General features: G+C 56.3%; 13 protein-coding genes and 1 pseudogene. 7 read left to right on the forward strand and 7 right to left on the reverse strand.

Annotated features, from left to right (window positions below; translation table 11 throughout):
- Positions 1 to 92 precede the first annotated feature (92 nt).
- On the forward strand, positions 93 to 947 hold the full coding sequence (locus ACYVHC_RS03360) for a transporter (RefSeq protein WP_460612253.1): 855 nt from the start codon (positions 93 to 95) through the stop codon (positions 945 to 947).
- Between the two features lie 165 nt (positions 948 to 1,112).
- Here ACYVHC_RS03360 and ACYVHC_RS03365 read toward each other — a convergent pair whose 3' ends face one another.
- The 3 genes from ACYVHC_RS03365 to ACYVHC_RS03375 form a co-directional block, all read right to left on the reverse strand.
- The gene (locus ACYVHC_RS03365) at positions 1,113 to 2,447 is read right to left on the reverse strand and encodes a zinc-binding metallopeptidase family protein (protein WP_460612254.1); all 1,335 of its coding nucleotides are present in this window, start codon (positions 2,445 to 2,447) and stop codon (positions 1,113 to 1,115) included.
- 311 nt (positions 2,448 to 2,758) lie between these two features.
- Positions 2,759 to 3,490, reverse strand: coding sequence for a hypothetical protein (locus tag ACYVHC_RS03370; protein WP_460612255.1), 732 nt, complete (start codon positions 3,488 to 3,490; stop codon positions 2,759 to 2,761).
- Between the two features lie 64 nt (positions 3,491 to 3,554).
- Entirely contained in the window at positions 3,555 to 7,076 is a 3,522-nt protein-coding gene (locus tag ACYVHC_RS03375; protein WP_460612256.1) for a pyruvate carboxylase, read from the reverse strand.
- 749 nt (positions 7,077 to 7,825) lie between these two features.
- Between ACYVHC_RS03375 and ACYVHC_RS03380 the strand changes: the two genes are divergently transcribed.
- From ACYVHC_RS03380 to ACYVHC_RS03405, 6 genes and pseudogenes are all read left to right on the forward strand, one after another.
- Positions 7,826 to 8,539 carry an SDR family NAD(P)-dependent oxidoreductase gene (locus ACYVHC_RS03380; protein ID WP_460612257.1) on the forward strand — a complete coding sequence of 238 codons (714 nt, stop codon included), beginning with the start codon at positions 7,826 to 7,828 and terminating at the stop codon, positions 8,537 to 8,539.
- A gap of 118 nt (positions 8,540 to 8,657) precedes the next feature.
- A complete protein-coding gene (locus ACYVHC_RS03385; protein ID WP_460612258.1) occupies positions 8,658 to 9,980 on the forward strand; it encodes a cryptochrome/photolyase family protein in 1,323 nt (440 codons plus the stop codon).
- A 117-nt stretch (positions 9,981 to 10,097) separates the two neighbouring features.
- Positions 10,098 to 10,727, forward strand: coding sequence for a TetR/AcrR family transcriptional regulator (locus ACYVHC_RS03390; RefSeq protein ID WP_460612259.1), 630 nt, complete (start codon positions 10,098 to 10,100; stop codon positions 10,725 to 10,727).
- A 102-nt stretch (positions 10,728 to 10,829) separates the two neighbouring features.
- A complete protein-coding gene (locus ACYVHC_RS03395) occupies positions 10,830 to 12,158 on the forward strand; it encodes an ABC1 kinase family protein (protein ID WP_460612260.1) in 1,329 nt (442 codons plus the stop codon).
- 100 nt (positions 12,159 to 12,258) lie between these two features.
- Positions 12,259 to 13,119: a dienelactone hydrolase family protein gene (locus tag ACYVHC_RS03400; RefSeq protein WP_460612261.1), complete on the forward strand. Its 861-nt coding sequence runs from the start codon at positions 12,259 to 12,261 to the stop codon at positions 13,117 to 13,119.
- A gap of 162 nt (positions 13,120 to 13,281) precedes the next feature.
- Positions 13,282 to 13,768 (forward strand): annotated as a pseudogene (locus ACYVHC_RS03405) (Mpo1 family 2-hydroxy fatty acid dioxygenase).
- 114 nt (positions 13,769 to 13,882) lie between these two features.
- Here the strand turns inward: ACYVHC_RS03405 and phhA are convergent.
- The 4 genes from phhA to ACYVHC_RS03425 form a co-directional block, all read right to left on the reverse strand.
- Positions 13,883 to 14,647, reverse strand: coding sequence for a phenylalanine 4-monooxygenase (gene phhA / locus ACYVHC_RS03410; RefSeq protein WP_460612262.1), 765 nt, complete (start codon positions 14,645 to 14,647; stop codon positions 13,883 to 13,885).
- Positions 14,648 to 15,055: 408 nt separating this feature from the next.
- Positions 15,056 to 15,790: a phenylalanine 4-monooxygenase gene (locus tag ACYVHC_RS03415; RefSeq protein WP_460612263.1), complete on the reverse strand. Its 735-nt coding sequence runs from the start codon at positions 15,788 to 15,790 to the stop codon at positions 15,056 to 15,058.
- Between the two features lie 525 nt (positions 15,791 to 16,315).
- On the reverse strand, positions 16,316 to 16,723 hold the full coding sequence (locus ACYVHC_RS03420; RefSeq protein ID WP_460612264.1) for a hypothetical protein: 408 nt from the start codon (positions 16,721 to 16,723) through the stop codon (positions 16,316 to 16,318).
- A 119-nt stretch (positions 16,724 to 16,842) separates the two neighbouring features.
- The gene (locus ACYVHC_RS03425) at positions 16,843 to 18,141 is read right to left on the reverse strand and encodes a helix-turn-helix domain-containing protein (RefSeq protein WP_460612265.1); all 1,299 of its coding nucleotides are present in this window, start codon (positions 18,139 to 18,141) and stop codon (positions 16,843 to 16,845) included.
- Between the last annotated feature and the right edge of the window lie 4 nt (positions 18,142 to 18,145).

The raw sequence follows: 18,145 nt of genomic DNA on the forward strand, positions 1-18,145 counted from the left end.
TAGCCGTTAGCAAGGTTCACGTAAACGCGGCCGTTAGGTTACACCGTCTTCGTAAAATCGAACTATTACAAACCGAATGGCGTCGGGGAGACATGCGAAAGACCACTCTGCTGACCGCTGGCGCCTTGCTTTTTGCTGGCGCGGCCCGCACCCTGGCCCAAACCACTGACCCCAACCAGAACAATGAGGACTCGCCCTTCGTGCGCCTCATCCGCCCCGACAGGCCCGGTCAGACCATCACCACCAACATGCTCTATCCCGGCCAGTTTCAGGTGGAAACCGGCCTTACAAGCTACGACACCAAAAGCAGCGTGGGTTACGCTGGGCGCACGGCCTGGGGCAGTACCCTGCGAGTGGGTTTTTTCAACCACATCGAGCTGCGCGCTACTCAGAACTACCTCCTGACGCCTACCACCACTACCCTTACAACAGACGCGGGCAAGCCAGTGGCGTTTAGAGGCCCTCAGGGCTTTGCGCCGCTGAACGTGGGAGCTAAGTTCTTGGCTTCTACTACGCAAAATAACCGCTCGCAGGTGGTGGTACTGTTCGACATGACCTTGCGGAACGGCGACGCCAGCTTCCAGAACAAAGTATACGAGCCGGGCGGACGCCTATTGGTTTCGCAGCAGCTTGGGCAGCGGTTTGGTCTCGAAGGCAACCTAGGGTTTCGGCAGCAGGGTTTTAAGGCGGAGGGCACCAAACAAGGCCAGTATCTGACTACCCTAGCCCTCAACGGTCCCCTTACCCCCGGCACCCACCTCGGCTTTTTTGCTGAAACCTACGCCACTTGGCAGCGCCAGCAGGGCTGGCGCCCTGGCCTTACCTCAGGCATATACTACCGCCCCCTGCCCGGCCTGCGAGTTGATGTAACGGCGGCACACGGCCTTACGCCAGCGGCCGGTGGCTTTACGGTAGGCGCGGGCCTAAGTGCCCGCCTCGGAAAGTAACACTTGCCTTGGCGGTGCTACCTAGTCGCGCAGCAAGTAGCTTTCCTAGAATACTATACTAAAACACCTGGCCCCCTCCGCTACCCTTTACTAGGGTTGCTGGAGGGGGCCAGGTGTTTGGAACCAAGACGTGCCTAACAAAACCCGATTAGGCAGCTACTTCCGTTACTGCTTTACCTGATCAGCGGCAATGCGGGTGGGCGTTTGCTGGCCGCTGATGATACCGGCAGCGCTGCGCCCGATGGCGGTGATGACGGCGGTCATGTTCGCCAAATCAAGGCTTTCTACCTCGTCATCTACGCTGTGGTAGAGCTTATCGGTCGGGATCTGGTCGGTGCTGATGGTGTGAGCGGGCACGCCCAGGCGGGCCAGCGTAGCGTTATCGGAGCGGTAGAACAGGTTTTGATCGGGGTATGGGTCGGCCTCAAAGCGGAAGACGGTGCCTTTCGAGTTTTCCTGCAGCATCTTGCCAAAATCCGACTTATCGAAACCAGTAATGAAAGCCGTATTCGGGCCGAACTTGGCCTGCTTGCCAATCATTTCAATATTGAACATGGCCACTACCTGTTTTGGGTCGAGTTGCTTGGAGAAGTAGCGCGCCCCAAAGCCGCCAATTTCCTCGGCCGTAAACGCCACAAACACTAGCGGGCGGGCATTGTCGTTTTTCAGCTTGAAATACTCAGCGAGGGCCACTACAGCCGTAGTGCCGCTGGCATCGTCATCGGCCCCGTTGGCAATGGAGTCGCCTTGCACGGCGGGCACAATGCCGAGGTGGTCGTAATGGCCGCTGAAAATCACTTGCTCCGCAGTACGGGCAGCATCTTTACCGGGCAGCACGCCCACCACGTTGCGCAGCTCCACCGTCCGGATGGTAGTGTTACCCGCAACCATAAACTTTAGCGGTGCCGTAGGTGGGGTGCCTAACACGAAGAGCGTAGTGAACGGCGCTGGCTTCTCGGGGCGTAAGCCGCCGCGCTTTACATAAGCCGCCAGTTTATCGAAAGTGGAAACCTGCAGCGGGTCAACGAAAACAATGGTATTTTCCTTGGGGTCCAGCAGCGGACGCACTTCGCGCATCAGGTTGGCTTTGGCATCAATGGTTACGATGCGGGGCGCAGGCTCATCGGCATCGGTCCAGTTCAGATGCGGCTGCCCCGATACCAACACAATTTTCTCCTGGTTGACAATTACGCCGTTAAGGGAAACCAGGGCCGCGGCCGTACGCACCTCGTACGCCGGAAATGTTTGCTCGAAACCGCTTAGGCCTGGCAGCGGCTGCAACCCAATGCGCTGAAACTCGGCAGCCAGGAACTGTGCTGCTTTTAAGCTGCCGGGCTTGCCAGTTGCCCGGCCTTGCATATCATCGGCGGCCAGCGCCCGCACTACCCGCGTAACCGTAGTAGAGGCCACGCTGGGACTAATAACCTTAACTGCTTTTTTCTGTCCTAGCGCTGTCTGGGCGCAATAGAATAAAAAGAAGCCCAAAAAGAGTGATTTCATAGCCGAAGGTAGCTATTTTGACCTTTGCCAAACTAGCATTCCGCTTCGGCAAGGATGCTTTTTTTTGTAGCCCTGGTTTGCCCCCTTATCCAGGCAGTATACTGCTGCCACTCGGCTACTTACCCAGCAAACCCAAGCATGTCATTCCCTAGCCTCTGGATGGCTGCAAACCGTAATAAATTATCGCCTGCTTTGCGGCACTTGCGGGCCTAAAATACCCTAGTAACTTTTCTTAGAAACCAGAACGGGAGGCCGAAATCAGCATGAGCAGCTGGCTTCGGCCTCCCGTTTGAGTAAGGAATTCTTACAGGCTATTTGGCATCCGCTTTAGCCAGTGCTGCTGACCACTCGGCATCCGTTTTAGCATCATCTGATTTGGCGGCCTTAAGCGCTGAAGCCAGCTCCGGAGCCGCGGCCTGTATACCCTTCAGCGTGAGTTTTACCGGAACGGCTGTGCCATCGGGGCGGCGCAGATAGTACAGGGGTTTGTCCTCAATTTCATCATAGCGCCGGTCGGTGCTGTAGGCACCCTGATAGTCGGCTTTGCGCAGCACTTTCACGTAGCGTTTCAGCAGAGCATACTTTCCCTCGTGCAGCACTTCCACAAACTCTAGGCGCTGCGTGGCCACTGGGGCCTCCGTGAATCGGCGGAACGTACGCTGCCGCACGCCGCTTGCTCCCACTGCAGGCTCTTCCAGCACAAAACCCGCCAGCAACCGGTCATCAAGCTGCAACGAGTCGGTGGGCCGGTTTACCGGGCGCATCATCAGCCGCTGGTTTAGCACATCATATTTTAGAGGCACAGATGCCAAGGGCATATTATTGGTCATGCGCAGCTTAGCGGGCAGCCAGCGGCCATCCGCGTACGGCGAGCCTTTGGTTGCTTCCGTAGCGCCGCGCGGCACCACCGTAGGCGACCCGCTTACCAAGGCATTGAGGTTGGCCTGGGCGGCCGCCCCGGTTTGCTCAATAGCTGTCTGCTGGGCAAGCGCGGTGCCCGCTGAAACCAACAGAGCACTTAGCAGAAAAGAACGAATAAACATAAGGAAGAACGGAAACGGTGAAAGCAATTATTCCCCAATTTACTGGTTTTCTGCCAACCAGACCCTAGCCTAAGGTTAGCACCAAATCGTCGGCATTCACGAGAGTTCCTTCGGGTAGATTCACGGCCTGCACCGTTGTGTCGTCGGTAGCCGTGATGGTGGTTTCCATCTTCATGGCTTCGATAATGAACAACGGTGAATTGCGCTTTACCGGCTGGCCATTTTCTACCAGCACCTTAGAAAGTAAGCCCTGTAGCGGGGCCCCAATCTGCTTGGTATTGGCTTTATCAGCCTTGGGGTTTTGCACCTTCTTGACTTCCACCGAGGTGTCCCGGATTTCCAGGTTACGCGTCTGGCCGTTCAGGTTGAAGAAGATGGTACGGCAGCCGTCTTCGTTTACCGGTCCGATGCTTTGCAGGCCCACAATAATGCTTTTGCCGCGGGCTATTTCGATGATGGTCTCGTCGCCGGGTTGCAGACCGTAGAAGAAGGCACCAGTCGGAACAACGGAAACGTCGCCGTACTCCTGCTGGTGCTTCCAGTATTGCTCGAATACCTTCGGGTACAGCAGCCAGGAAAGCAGGTCGGTGAACTTGGCGCGCTGCCCGAACTTTTCCTCAAACTTTTGCCACTCCTGTTCAAAATCGATGGGCGCCAGGTGCTCGTTGGGCCGGTCAGTGAAGGGCTGTTCGTCTTTCAGAATAGCTTTCTGCACATCCTTGGGCCAGCCGCCTTCTGGTTGCCCAATGTCGCCGCGGAACAGTTCGCGCACTGACTCCGGGAAGCTTAGCGTGGCGGCCTTGTCCAGCACATCGGAGGTAGTGAGGTTGTTGGAAACCAGGAACAGCGCCATATCGCCAACCACCTTCGAGGAAGGCGTTACCTTAATAATATCACCAAACAGCTGGTTAACATCGGCAAAGGTGGTTTTCACAGTTTCAAACTTATCAATCAGGCCAAGAGAAGCGGCCTGAGGCCGGAGGTTGGAGTACTGCCCGCCCGGAATTTCGTGCTGAAATACCTCGGAGGTTCCGGCCTTCAGGCCCGACTCGAAGGGGTAGTAATACTCGCGCACCGTGTCCCAGTAATTCGAGAAGTCGTTGAGGGAGCGTTGATCGAACTCACGGTGTCGTTCCTGGCCGCGCAGCATCTCCACAATGGAGTTGAAATTCGGCTGGGAGGTTAGACCCGAAAGCGACCCTAGGGCCACGTCAATTACATCAACTCCCGCTTCCACCGCTTTTAAGTAAGTAGCTGATTGTAAAGATGATGTATCATGTGTATGCAAGTGAATGGGTAGGCTGATGGTCTCGCGCAGGGCAGTAATCAGCTCGGTAGCGGCATACGGTTTTAGCAGGCCGGCCATGTCCTTAATGCACAGGATGTGAGCGCCGGCATCTTCAATTTGCTTAGCCAATCGGAGATAGTACTCAAGCGAGTATTTCTGGTTGCGCTTGGGGTCCAGGATATCGCCGGTGTAGCAAATGCTAGCCTCAGCAAGCCGGTCCGTCTTGTTGCGCACAAACCCAATGCAGGCCTCCATGCCGGGCATCCAGTTCAGCGAGTCGAAGATGCGGAATACGTCGATGCCGGTTTCGGCAGCCTGCTGCACAAAACGCTCCGTGAGGTTATCAGGGTACGCCTTATAGCCCACGCCGTTGGCCCCGCGAATCAGCATCTGGAGCAAAATGTTAGGTACGGCTTTGCGCAGCTTAGCCAGCCGCTCCCACGGGTCTTCGTGCAGAAAGCGCAGGGCCACATCAAACGTAGCGCCGCCCCAGCACTCGAGCGAGAAGGTTTGTGGATGCATGCGCGCATAGCTTTCAGCTACCTTCAGCATATCGTAGGTGCGCATGCGGGTCGCGAGCAGACTCTGGTGAGCGTCGCGGAGCGTAGTATCTGTGTAATGAATCTTGGGATCTTCGCGCAGCCACTTGGAGAAGCCATCAGGGCCAAGCTCCGTTAGTTTGTCTTTGGTACCGGGCGGGAATGCAGAAGCCGGAGGATAAGTGCTCCACCCTTTTTTTGCAGGTCCTTCGTACGAGCCTGATGCTGCCAGCCATCCCGTTGCAGGGTTTACTTCGGGCAGGCGAGGTTTGCGCAGCTCACGCTTGGGGTCAAGGTTGCCCTTCACATCGGGGTTGCCGTTCACAATCACGTCGCCGAGGAAGCTGAGCACCTTGGTAGCCCGGTCTTGGCGCGCCTTGAATTTGAATAGCTCTTGGTGGTCTTTGATAAAGTCCACGTTGGCCTCGCCCGCCATGAAAACAGGGTGTGCAATGATGTTCTGCAGGAACTGGATGTTGGTGCTCACCCCGCGTACCCGGAATTCATCGAGCGTCCGCGCCATTTTCTGAGCCGCATCGGCTAATGTGGGCGCGTGCGTCGAAACCTTTACCAACAGGGAATCAAAGAAGGGCGACACCTTGACACCAGTGTACACCGAGCCCTGGTCTAGGCGAATGCCGAAACCGCCCGCCGAGCGGTAGGCCGTGATGGTGCCATAATCCGGCTTGAAGTCCTGTTCGGGGTCCTCAGTGGTGATGCGGCACTGAATGGCTACGCCTATTTTCATGGGTTTCACCTCGGGGCCTAACCCTATTTCGGGGTCCGAGAGGCGGCGGCCATCGGCAATGTGCAGTTGCGTTTTAATCAGGTCAATGCCCGTAATCATTTCGGTTACGGTGTGCTCTACCTGAATGCGAGGGTTCACTTCGATAAAGTAAATCCGGTCGTGCTCGGGGTTCACCAGGAATTCCACAGTACCCACGTTGTTATAGTTTACAGCACGGCCTAAGCGCAACGCGTACTCATACAGCAAGTGGCGCATGTGGTCCGGTAGGTTCAGCGAGGGTGCTACTTCCACCACCTTCTGGTAGCGCCGCTGCACCGAGCAGTCGCGCTCATATAGGTGCGTGAGGCCGCCGTAGTTATCAGCTACCAACTGCACCTCAATGTGCTTGGGCTGCTCCACAAACTTCTCCAGAAACACCGTATCGTCGCCGAAGGCTTTCAGGGCCTCATTGCGGGCTTCAAAGAAACCGCGTTCCAGCTGATCGTCGTCGCGGATGACGCGCATGCCACGGCCGCCGCCGCCAGACGCCGCCTTCAGCATCACGGGGTAGCCAATGCGGTGGGCTTCTTCCAGAGCAATATCAAGGTCGGTGAGGTCCTGAATGCTGCTTTCAATGATGGGCACTTGGCACTCTACCGCCACTTTCTTGGCCGCCACTTTATCGCCGAGGGCATCCATTACCTCGGGCCGCGGCCCGACGAAGATGATGCCTTCTTCGCCGCAGCGCCGGGCCAGCGTAGCATTCTCCGAGAGAAAGCCGTAGCCAGGATGAATGGCGTCGGCACCGTTTTCCTTGGCCGTCCGGATGATGCCTTCAATATCGAGGTAGGGCTTCAGCGGCTCATCGTCGCGGCCCACTTGGTAGGCTTCGTCGGCTTTGTAACGGTGCAGGGAATAGCGGTCCTCGTAGGTGTAGATGGCGACGGTCTGGATGCCTAGCTCGGTGGCCGCCCGGAGTACTCGAATGGCAATTTCGCCCCGGTTGGCGACCAGCAGTTTGCGGATATTCATCGTGGAAAGCGGTGTTAGGAGTAGAACAGGGAAGTGTGTGCAAGCTACGGAAAGCGCCTCACAACAGTTAGCGAATTTTTGCTAGAAAGTGTTTTTTCGCAAATAAGCTTAGCATTACAGAACCACTTTTACAGTCACCAGCTATGCAGCGCAGTCAAGAGGAAACCTGTGCACCCTTCCGAATGATAACTGTGTAGGGAACTGAGCGCATAAAGAGTTATTCATTCAAGTATAAGAATATGTATTTTTATTTGGCTGTGTTTTTATCTTTAGTACTTTCTGTACCAGCGCTAAGCGCGCAGCCTCACGCCCACAACACCCCAGCTACCAGCTGGCAAGCGGCCACTGGAGTGTGAGAAAAGACTGGGTGTTGAAGGAGGCTATCGTGGCGCACGCATAGTAGCGCTGCGCTGGGGCCGGTATATGAGTATGAGTTCAACGGCGAGTAGTGGGAATCGAGCTGCAGCTATACCAACCTCTTGGTCGGCGTCTGCAGCTAATCGTTTTCCGTTGGGACTTGGTGCAGCAGCGTCTGGGAAGACCCTTTGAGCTGGAAATAACGGAAAGCAGCAGAACGCTGGTGCGCCTGTCCGAGGGATGTTTCATTCAGAAGGTTTGGTGAAACCACTGGCCTAGGCATCCTAGGGCCGGCAACTTGCCAAAGCCCCTTCGCCTAGCCCACTACCGGGGCGAAACCTTCCGGCCACGGTTCAGTTAGCAGAAGACCATTTTCACCTGAACCGCCTTCCATGGAATTTGCTGACAAAAATATTCTCCTCGTTGGGGCATCGTCCGGTATTGGCTTGGCTACCGCCCGCCTACTGCACAAGCTCAACGCCAACCTGTACACGGCCTCCCGCCACCTCTCACCAGAGCTGGCTGAGCTGGGAACTACCTTTGTGGAGTTGGACGTAACCCAAGACCTAGCAGGCCGCCTCGATGGCCTGCCTGAGGTGCTGCACGGCGTGGTGTACTGCCCAGGCAACATCAAGCTGCGGCCCTTTGAGCGGATTCCGGTGGCTGATTTCCGGGCCGACTTTGAGCTGAATGTGCTAGGCGCAGTTCAGGTTCTGCAAGCCACCATGAAGCGCCTGAAAAAGGCGAATGGCGCTTCTGTAGTGCTTTTCAGTACCGTGGCCGCCGATACGGGCATGGCGTTTCATGCCAGCATTGCCACGGCCAAAGCAGCCGTAGAGGGTCTCACGCGCGCTCTGGCCGCTGAGTATGCCGCCAGTGGCATCCGGGTGAATGCCGTGGCGCCATCCCTGACCAACACGCCCCTGGCCGCTGCCCTGCTCAATACGCCGGAAAAAGTGGAGGCCAGCGCCAAGCGGCATCCGCTCCAACGCATCGGCGAGCCCGAAGATCTGGCCTACATGGCATCATTCCTCCTCTCCGACCACGGCTCGTTCATAACCGGCCAGGTGTTGCCCGTTGATGGCGGAATGAGCCGATTGAAATAACGGTTTACCCTGATCTGGAGGCTAGTACAGCACGACGAGGGTTCTTTGCTAGCCTCAGACTGAGGTAAACCGCTTGCCCCGGCCATTTTTAGCTTTCGCCTAACGTATACTTTTATCTATGCCTATTACTCTGTTCTGGCATCGGCGCGACCTGCGGCAGCATGATAATGCCGGTCTAGCTGCCGCGTTACAAAGCGGCCACCCAGTGGTGCCGTTGTTCATCTACGACCGGGAAATTCTGGATTTGCTTCCCTCCCGCCGCGACGCCCGGGTTACGTTTATTTATGAGCAGGTAGAGCGCCTAGCCCAGCAGACGGAGCAGCACGGCGGTACATTTCTGGCGCTGTACGGGCGGCCGCTGGAGGTGCTGGAACAGTTGCTAACCCAACACGAGGTAGCGGCCATCTTCACTAACGAGGATTACGAGCCCTACGCTACGGAGCGGGATACAGCCGTGGCCGCGTTGGCAACCCGCTACGGCGCCACCTTTCAGGCCCTGAAAGACCAGGTGATTTTTGCCAAGGATGAACTGCTAGGCAAATCCGGCAAGCCGGCGCGGGTGTTCGGGGCCTACCGCAAAGCTTGGCTGGAAAAGCTGCAGGATACGCATCTGCAACCTTTCCCTTCAGCAGAATTGTATACCCCAGAGCACCTAGCGAAACTCCCCGATGCCCCACCGCGGCCTACGCTCCAGGACATGGGGTTTGAGGAGTTCCGGCAGGAAATACCCCTAGCCGAACTGCCCGCCGAAAGCTTGGTGCGCAACTACCACCTCACCCGCGACACGCCTGGCCGTGTGGACAGCAGTACGCGTCGCTCCGTGCACCTGCGCTTCGGGACGCTGAGCGTGCGGGAGCTGATGCGCCAGGCCCGCGAGCTGAACCCGAAGCTGCTGGCTGAGCTGATTTGGCGCGACTACTTCATGATGCTGCTCTGGCACTACCCCATTACGGCCACCGAAAGCTTCGATCCGCGCCTGCGCCACGTGCCTTACCGCAACAACGAAGAGGAATTCCGGGCTTGGTGCGAGGGCCGGACGGGCTACCCCTTGGTGGATGCGGGTATGCGCGAGCTGAACCAAACCGGCTATATGCCCAACCGGGCCCGCATTGCCGCAGCCGGCTTCCTGGTAAAGCACCTGCTCATTGACTGGCGCTGGGGCGACCGGTATTTTGCTGATAAGCTGCTGGATTACGATATGTCGCAGAACGTGGGCAACTGGCAGTGGATGGCCGGGACTGGCGTAGTGGCCGCGCCGTGGTTCCGTGTGTACAGCCCCCAAAGTCAGCAGGAGCAGTACGACCCCACATTTGCCTACGTGTGGCAATGGATACCCGAGTTTGGCACCTGCGAGTATCCCAAGCCGATTGTTGACCACAAATTTGCGCGGGAGCGCGCCATCGAAACCCTGCGCACGGCTTACCGAGCAACCGGCTCGTGAGAGCCCTGTTCCCTAGGCCTTCTGCATCTCTAAACCCCGCTTGGGTTTACCCTTGGTTTTACGCTAGCGAAACGCCTGTGTCAAGCAACTTCCCGTCATCTTACCGGTTATAGTTTCATGGAAAAGGACCGCATCAAACAAGCCTATCTCGATTACGTGCTGCGCAAAGGGGTGCAGCCGGCCTCCGTATTCAAACTCACCAAGAAGCTAGGCCTGCCTGAGCAGGAGTTTTACCGCTACTATGCCACCTTCGATGCCATCGACCGGGATTTGTGGGCCGATTTTGGGCGCGAGGCATTGGCTACGGCCAGCAAAGAGCCCGTGTGGGAGCAGTATGGTGCCCGCGAAAAGCTGCTGGGTTTCTATTATACCTTGCTTGAGATTCTGAAGCGCAACCGCAGCTTCGCCCTGCAAAGCCTGCGCCGCTCTATGCATCGCATGCCTGGCCTTACGCCCCGCGTGCTCGATGATTTCCGCCAGGACTTTGAAGTATTTGTGGGCGGCATCTTGCGCGACGGCCGCCGCACCGAAGAAGTAGCACGCCGCACGTTGGTTGAAGACCAGTATCCGAGGGCATTCTGGCAGCAGGTGCTGTTTGTGCTCGGCTTCTTTGCCAAAGATGACACCGTGGATTTCCAGCGCACCGATGCCGCCGTGGAGAAAGCCGTTACGCTCAGCTTTGATCTGGTGGGCCGCAACACCCTCGACTCGGCCCTTGACTTGGTGCGGTTTCTGGTGCAGAAATAGCGTGCGTTTTCGCTAGGGTGTCCAGGTGGCCAAACCCTGCGCAACATCTCCATTGAAACGCTGGCGGCTTCTGCTGCTTTGGCGTTTCTCTTTACCCCTTTGATGGACGAAACCCCCAAATCACTATCCTCCTTGCCCACTACCAAAGTGGCGCGGGCGGCCCGTTTTGCCAAAACTGGCCTGAATGTGGGCGCCAATTACGTGAAGCACTACGCCAAACGTGCCGTAGGCGCCGATAGCCCTACTGCTGACCTACACGAAGCCAACGCGGCGGAACTGTACGGCGCCCTCAGCGAAATGAAAGGCTCGGTACTGAAAGTGGCCCAGATGCTGGCCATGGAAAAGAACATCTTACCCACTGCCTACGCCGACCAGTTTGCCCAGGCCCAGTACCAAACCCCGCCGCTTTCGGGGCCGCTGGTAGTGAAGGCGTTTCGGGATGCTTTCGGGAAGTCGCCGTTTGAGGTGTTTGAGGAATTTGACCTGAATGCCCGCCAGGCCGCCAGCATCGGTCAGGTACATTTTGCCCGAAAAGACGGGCGGGAGCTGGCCGTGAAGGTGCAGTACCCCGGCGTGGCCGACAGCATCCGCTCCGATATTCGGCTAGTGAAACCCATTGCCTTGCGCGTATTGGGGCTAGATGAAGCTACCGTTCGGCCCTATTTGCAGGAAGTGGAAACGCGCCTGATTGAGGAAACCGACTACGCTCTGGAGCTACGGCGCGGCCAGCAGATTGCGGCCGCTTGTGCCACCCTGCCGCACCTGCAGTTCCCGAAGTATTACCCAGAGCTCTCCTCGGCCCGCATTCTTACCATGGACTGGCTGCCCGGTCAGCATCTCAAAGAGTTTCTTACCACCGAGCCCAGCCAGGAAGTCCGCAATCAGCTCGGGCAGGCCCTCTGGGATTTCTATATGTTTCAGCTGAATACCTTGCTGCAGGTGCATGCCGATCCGCACCCAGGCAACTTCTTGCTTCGTACCGAGGCGGGTGGCACGCTGGGCGTGCTGGATTTTGGCTGCGTCAAGGAAATCCCGGCCGATGTGCACCGCCTGTTCACGGCCTTGCTCACGCCCGAAGCCCTAGCTGATCAAACCCGCTTAACCGACTTGCTGACCGAAGCCGGGGTAGTACGCCCGCAAGACTCTGAAGCGCAACGCACGTTCTACGTCAGCACCATGCAGTCTTCGCTCGAACTGGTGGGCCGCCCCTTCCGGCAGGCTACTTTCGATTTCGGGGACCCGGCCTATATGCAAAGCCTCTATGCCCTCGGCGACGACCTGATGCAGCAGCCCGAACTACGCCAGCAGCGAGAGCCACGCGGCTCAGAGCACTTTATTTACCTGAACCGTACCTATGTGGGCCTCTATGCTTTACTTACTGAATTGCGCGCCTGCATTCAAACAAATCCAACGGACGTAAGCAATTCTTAAACCTAACGGAAGCTGAGCAGTTTAAGCAGTCCGGCGGTACTCGTGTAGATACACTGGTACCATCGGACTGCTTCTTTTTTCACTTCCATCTTCCCCTTTCATGAAAAAAATCTGGACCCTTTGCGTGGCGCTTCTGAGCGTAGTTTCTATGGCCTCAGGCCAGACACTGAGCTGCTGTGCCAAGCCCGCCGCTGGCCAAAATGCTACGGAGGTATTTGCCATGCTAGCCTCGAATGAAGACTTTTCCGGTGGCCACGATGCGCCCCTACCCTTCACCTACCAAGGAACCGGCGAAATGGTGGAATTTAAAACCACCGACGGCCAAAGCAGCAAAGCCTTCGAAATCAAGAGCAACATTCGCTCCGATAAGTACCTGTTCGTGATTCATGAGTGGTGGGGCCTCAATGATTACATCAAGCAGGAAGCAGCTCGTTTTGCCAAAGAGCTACCTGGCGTAAATGTCATTGCCCTCGACTTGTACGATGGCCAGATAGCTACCGATGCCGACCAGGCCGGCAAGCTTATGCAAGGCGTAAAAATAGAGCGCGCTCAGGCCATTATCAACGGGGCTTTGCTGCACGCTGGCCCTAAAGCCCAGATTGCCAGTATTGGCTGGTGCTTCGGCGGCGGTTGGAGCATCCAGACGGCGCTGCTAGCCGGCTCGAAAGCCAAAGCCTGCGTAGCCTATTACGGCATGCCCGAGAAAGATGTGGCCAAGCTCAAAACTCTGAACACCGATGTGCTTTTCGTTTTTGCGAAGCAGGACAAGTGGATTAACCAAGAAGTAGTGGACCAGTTCCAGAATGACATGGCCGCCGCCAAAAAAGGCCTGACGGTGAAAACCTACGATGCCGACCACGCTTTCGCCAACCCATCCAACCCCAAATACAGCAAAACCTTTGCGGAAGAGGCCCATGCCGCTTCCGTGGCCTACCTCAAGAAAAACCTAAAACTGAAGTAAATAACGGATGTAAACGGATGCGTGAGATTGTACGCATCTGCCTGTACCGTTGAAAAGGGCTGCTCGTTGGGGCAGCCCTTTTTGTTGGCGGGCACCATGCTAGGGGTGTTTTCGATATAGGGTTTAAACTGCTATATTTTAGCTCCCACCACTCTTTGCGCCATGCAGCCCGACCTCCACTCCCCTGTTCAAAGTTTGCTTAATGAGTACGGCGAAAGCCACCAGAACCCCACCAACAAGTTGGTGCACTGGGTGTGCGTGCCCTTGATTATGTTCTCGATTTTGGGGCTGCTGTGGTCGATTCCGGTGCCGCAAAGTCTTCAGCACATTAGCCCTTGGCTGAACTGGGCTACCTTGATTATGGTACTGGCCGTGGGCTACTACCTGCGCTTATCGGGGCGGCTGGCTGTGGGCATGGTGCTGGTGTGGGCCCTGATGGCTGGCCTGTTGCACGTGGTAGATGCCGCGGCCGTGTTGCCGCTATGGGGCGGTTTGCCTGATCGTGTTTGTGCTGGCCTGGATTGGGCAGTTTTGGGGCCATAAGGTAGAAGGCAAAAAGCCGTCGTTTCTGAAAGACCTGCAGTTTCTGCTCATTGGGCCGCTATGGCTGCTGCACTTTATCTACCGGCGTTTGGGCTGGCGCTACTAGGCCTTCTTATAGCTCAAGACGCTAGGTACCCGAAAACAACAAGCCGCCCCGGTGCTATGAAGGCGTGGGGCGGCTTGTTTTACTAGGCCCTGAAACAGGCTGAACCGTTGCGTACTATTCAGTGAGACGCGCCAACAGCTCCGTTAGGGCAGCGGGCAGTTGCTGCATCTGGTTCAGCACGAAATAGAGCTCCTGGAATTTGTCTTTCTCGAAGGGCGTATCCAGTACGCCATCCAGGGTGAAATCGAGGCGGGTGGGCTGCTCGCCGAGGCTGAACTTTACTTCTCCGTGCGACGACAGCAGTCCGGCGCCGTAAATGCGCAGCCCATCTGCCTGCTCTACTAGCCCAAATTCGGCGGTAAACCAGTACAGGCGCGTGAACAGCTCCAGGGTGCCGGGCCAACGCTGGGCATGGTGCTGAGCGGCACTGCCGAGCTGCTGCAGGAAATCGGCGAAACCAGGGTCTGTAAGCAAGGGCACATGCCCAAACACGTCATGAAACATATCGGGCTCTTCCAGGTAATCCAGCTGTTCCAGCTTCCGGAGCCACGTGGTAGCCGGAAACTTCTTCTGAGCCAGCAACCCGAAAAACACGGCATCATCTACAATGCCCGGCACTACTACCAGCTCCCAGCCTGTAAGTTGCTGCAGCCTCGGGTTCACTTCCCGAAAATCGGGTATGGCATCCCGCGTGAATCCAATCAGACGCACCCCTTCCAGAAAAGCATCGGCGGCGCGGCCGGGCAGCAAGGCCATCTGGCGGTCGAAGAGCAGTTGCCACACATGCTGATCATCGGCAGTATATGCGCTGTACTCCTGAGTCAGAAACGGTAAAGCGGCGGGGGCAGCAGTGGGGGCAGGAGCAGAAAGCGACATCATAGTGAGTAAGAAAAGAAAGGATGAAAAAGAAAAAGCCTGCCTCCGCAGAGCGGAAGCAGGCTTTTGAAAGTGTCAGAAGAGAAAGTTGTTATCCTCTGAAACACGCCGTGGCCGCTCCGCTCCGGGCAGGAGCGTAATAAGCGTAGGCGTAATAGCGGGAGGTCAGTAACAACATGTGATGCAAAAGTAAACGGACGAGCTTAGGAAACAAACCAAAAGCGTAGAAACTAACCTTACAGCCCGCGTGTGCGGATAACCGGGCAACAGCAGCACTTAGTATCCCACCCCCAAAAGCTGCTTTGTTCTGTAAAAAACCGGTTTTCTGCGAAGTCAGTCTCTACACTTTGATTTGTTGGTTTCAGATGACCATGCCCGAAACCAGATACTACGGCCGCGGGCAAGCTACACTTATTCCACCGGCTTCAGCTGCCAGTTGGTAGCCAGTAGCGCCGCCAGTTCGGCCACGCTTTCCGTGAGCTGGTCCCAGCTGTTGAGCACAAAGTACTGGTCCTGCAAGTGCGCCTCGCTGTAGGGCGTGTGCAGCACAGTGGCCAGATCAAAGGGGTAGCGGCGGGTTACGTCGCTGATGCAATGGTGAATTTCACCGGATGAGGACAACAAACCCGCGCCGTACATACGTGCTTCGCCCCGCTCCTGTACTAGGCCAAACTGCACCGTGAAGCCATACAAGCGCTCCAGCCGGGCCAAGGCTACCGGATCATGCAAATGCTGTGCAGCTACATGGCCCAGGAAATACAGGAAATCAGCAAATGCTTTATCCATCAACAGCGGTACGTGCCCAAAAACACCGTGGAACAAGTCAGGCTCCTCAATGAAGTCGAACTGCGCCATGGAGCGGATCCAGACCGTAGCCGGAAATTTGCGCTGGGCCAGCAACCCAAAGAAATCGGCATCATTGAGCATGCCCGCCACCGGCTCCAGCTGCCAGCCCGTGGCTTTCTGCAACCGCTGGCTTACTTCCGCAAAGTTAGGAATGGCGTTGCGGTGAAAGCCAATGGCAGCCAGCCCCTGCCCGAATGCAGCGCAGGCACGCTTATGCAGCAGGGCCGTCTGGCGGTCGAACAATACTTTCCAAACCAACTGGTCTTGGGCCGTGTACTGGTCGTAGTGTTGCTGTACCATGAGGTTTGAGCAGATTATTGGGCAGAAAAAAAGCCCGGCTCCTAGCGGAGTCGGGCTCTTGTGTGATTTTCAGAGGAGAAGCTTCATGTTGCTTCTAGCTTTCATAACCGCAAAAGAGCCCGACTCCACCCTGCATAGGGCGGACATTAATCAGGTTAAAGCATTTCGCGGTTAGGTTCAGCATGATGATGCAAATATATACTTCTTCAGAAATAACCAACACCATCAGGCAATATATTTTTCAACCCTATTTCTTGACATGGGCTATTCATTTTGCAAATTCCCCTATACTTTTTAGGGTGATCATTGAATGAAACTGCTCTTTTCATGAGATTCACCCTTGCTATCAAGGGCCTATTTCTATTTTCGTCACTAACCTATTTGGTTTTGACCTGAACACAGACCGCTTAAGCCTATCGCACTACCTAGCAAGCAACCACGAAGCGTTACTGTTGTATGGCGAGGCAAAGCTAAGCGCAGCATCCAGTGGGGTTAGTGGCAAGACAAGACCTAGTGGCTTGTGTTTTATAGTTTGCCAGCGGCCTCCCTGGTTCCGTTCGGTTCATAGCCCATGCTCAGGCGTGTGTCACCGGTTACGTGTAGCTTCAGCTCGGCCTGTTGGGCAGATGGATTGAGCAGCAGCGCCGATGAACCAGCCATAAAGCGCAGCGTAGCCTGCTGCCCTGGGGCCAGCGTAGTCCGCCCAAAGATGCCACCATCACTAGGCCGTTCCTTGAACTCAACCGGCACCTTGCCCATGTTGCGGGCTTCCACCTTAAAGGCCCCAGGCTGCCCACCGCCCAGCACAAACTGCTTCCCAGGCTCAATGAGCAGTTGGGAATGAATACCAGACCGACCCGCCGAAATAGTCCCAGCCAGCAAGACGGCTGCTAGCAGAAAAAGCACAGGGCGGAAACTCAAAAAGATGCGCATGACCAAAAGGTTTGAAGTGAAATAACACCTCAAAGAAACCGGCTCTACACACGAAAAACGCCCTAGTTTGCAATCTGACCCGACCCAACTTATAGTTTGGCACGTGGTGCCGATACCTGCTAGCCTTGGCGCGCCACCTCGCTGGGCGTGGCACCCCGGAGCTTTTTAAATACCCGGTTGAACGTTGATTTGGAATTGAAACCCGACTCTAAGGCCACTGCAAGCAGCGTGTAATGCCGAAACTGGGGGTCGCGCAGCCGGCGCTCGGCCTCTCGCACGCGGTACTCATTTATATAGTCGTTATAGTTCTGCCCGAACCCGCTATTAATCACCTTCGAGAGCCACGAGGTATTAGTCTGCAGCTGGGTGGCCAATTCGCCTAGGGTCAACTCAGGGGCCAAGTACGGTCGCTCCAGCTCCATATGCTTTGCGAGGCGGATGGTCCAGCGCTTGATATCACTGGAAACATCTTGGGCTTCAGTCGCTACTACCGGAGCCGTAAGCACTCCCGACGCACTGGCCGTTTGATGGGGTTCAACGAATGTATCAGGCAGGGTAGGCAGCGTACTCGTATCGCCAGAGGCTGAACTTGCTGTATGGGTTGGCGCGGTTAGGTTTGGCGAGAAGCGTAGCGCCAACAGCCGATGATGCGTCAGCAGCCCGGCAATGCTCAGGTAATAAATCAGAAAGCCCGTAAACAGGTAATCGTACCAGGCTTGGTAATAGGTGAGCGGAGTTACTAGCAGGTTGGTAACGCCAAACCCTAACGTAACGGCAGTGCTCACCAAAACGGCTACCAGCACATGGCGCAACCAGCTAAACCTGATCCGCTCCGTATCGGAGAAGTTGTTGTTAAGGTACTGAGCGTAGGCCCGAAACTCGCGCAGGGCACGCCACGCATATACCGCCACCGACACGTAGCCCAAGGCATCAATCCAACTCAGAAACCCCACCCTATCGGCCCAAACCGCTACCACGCCTTTTGTGCCATAGTGGCCGGGCAGGGGCTGGTCCATCAGCCAGTGTAGCCCCACCACATCCACCATAAATAGGGCTATGTGCCAGCCAACGTATATCAGCGCGGGAACAAAATGCCAGAGCATGTGGCGGGTAAACCGGAACTCCTGGTTTGTCAGGCTTCGGAAATAGAAATAGAGCACGGGCCCAATGGCCAACCAGTTGCTGAAGGGGAAGTAAAACATAAAGGTGGTAGCCGCCGTGTGCGCGTCGTACCAGCCGGCAAAGCCAAGCATCCACTGGGCCAGCCGCAACGTCTGCAATGCCAGCAGCAGCGCCAGCCAGCCATCCGCAGCTACTTCCTCCCGCTCCCGACGGGCCAGCAATATGACACTTACCACTACTCCCTGCACGAAAAACGGCAGCAGCAACCCACTGTAAACGTTAAACGAAAAGGCCATGGGT

It is taken from the genome of Hymenobacter seoulensis, assembly GCF_054780535.1.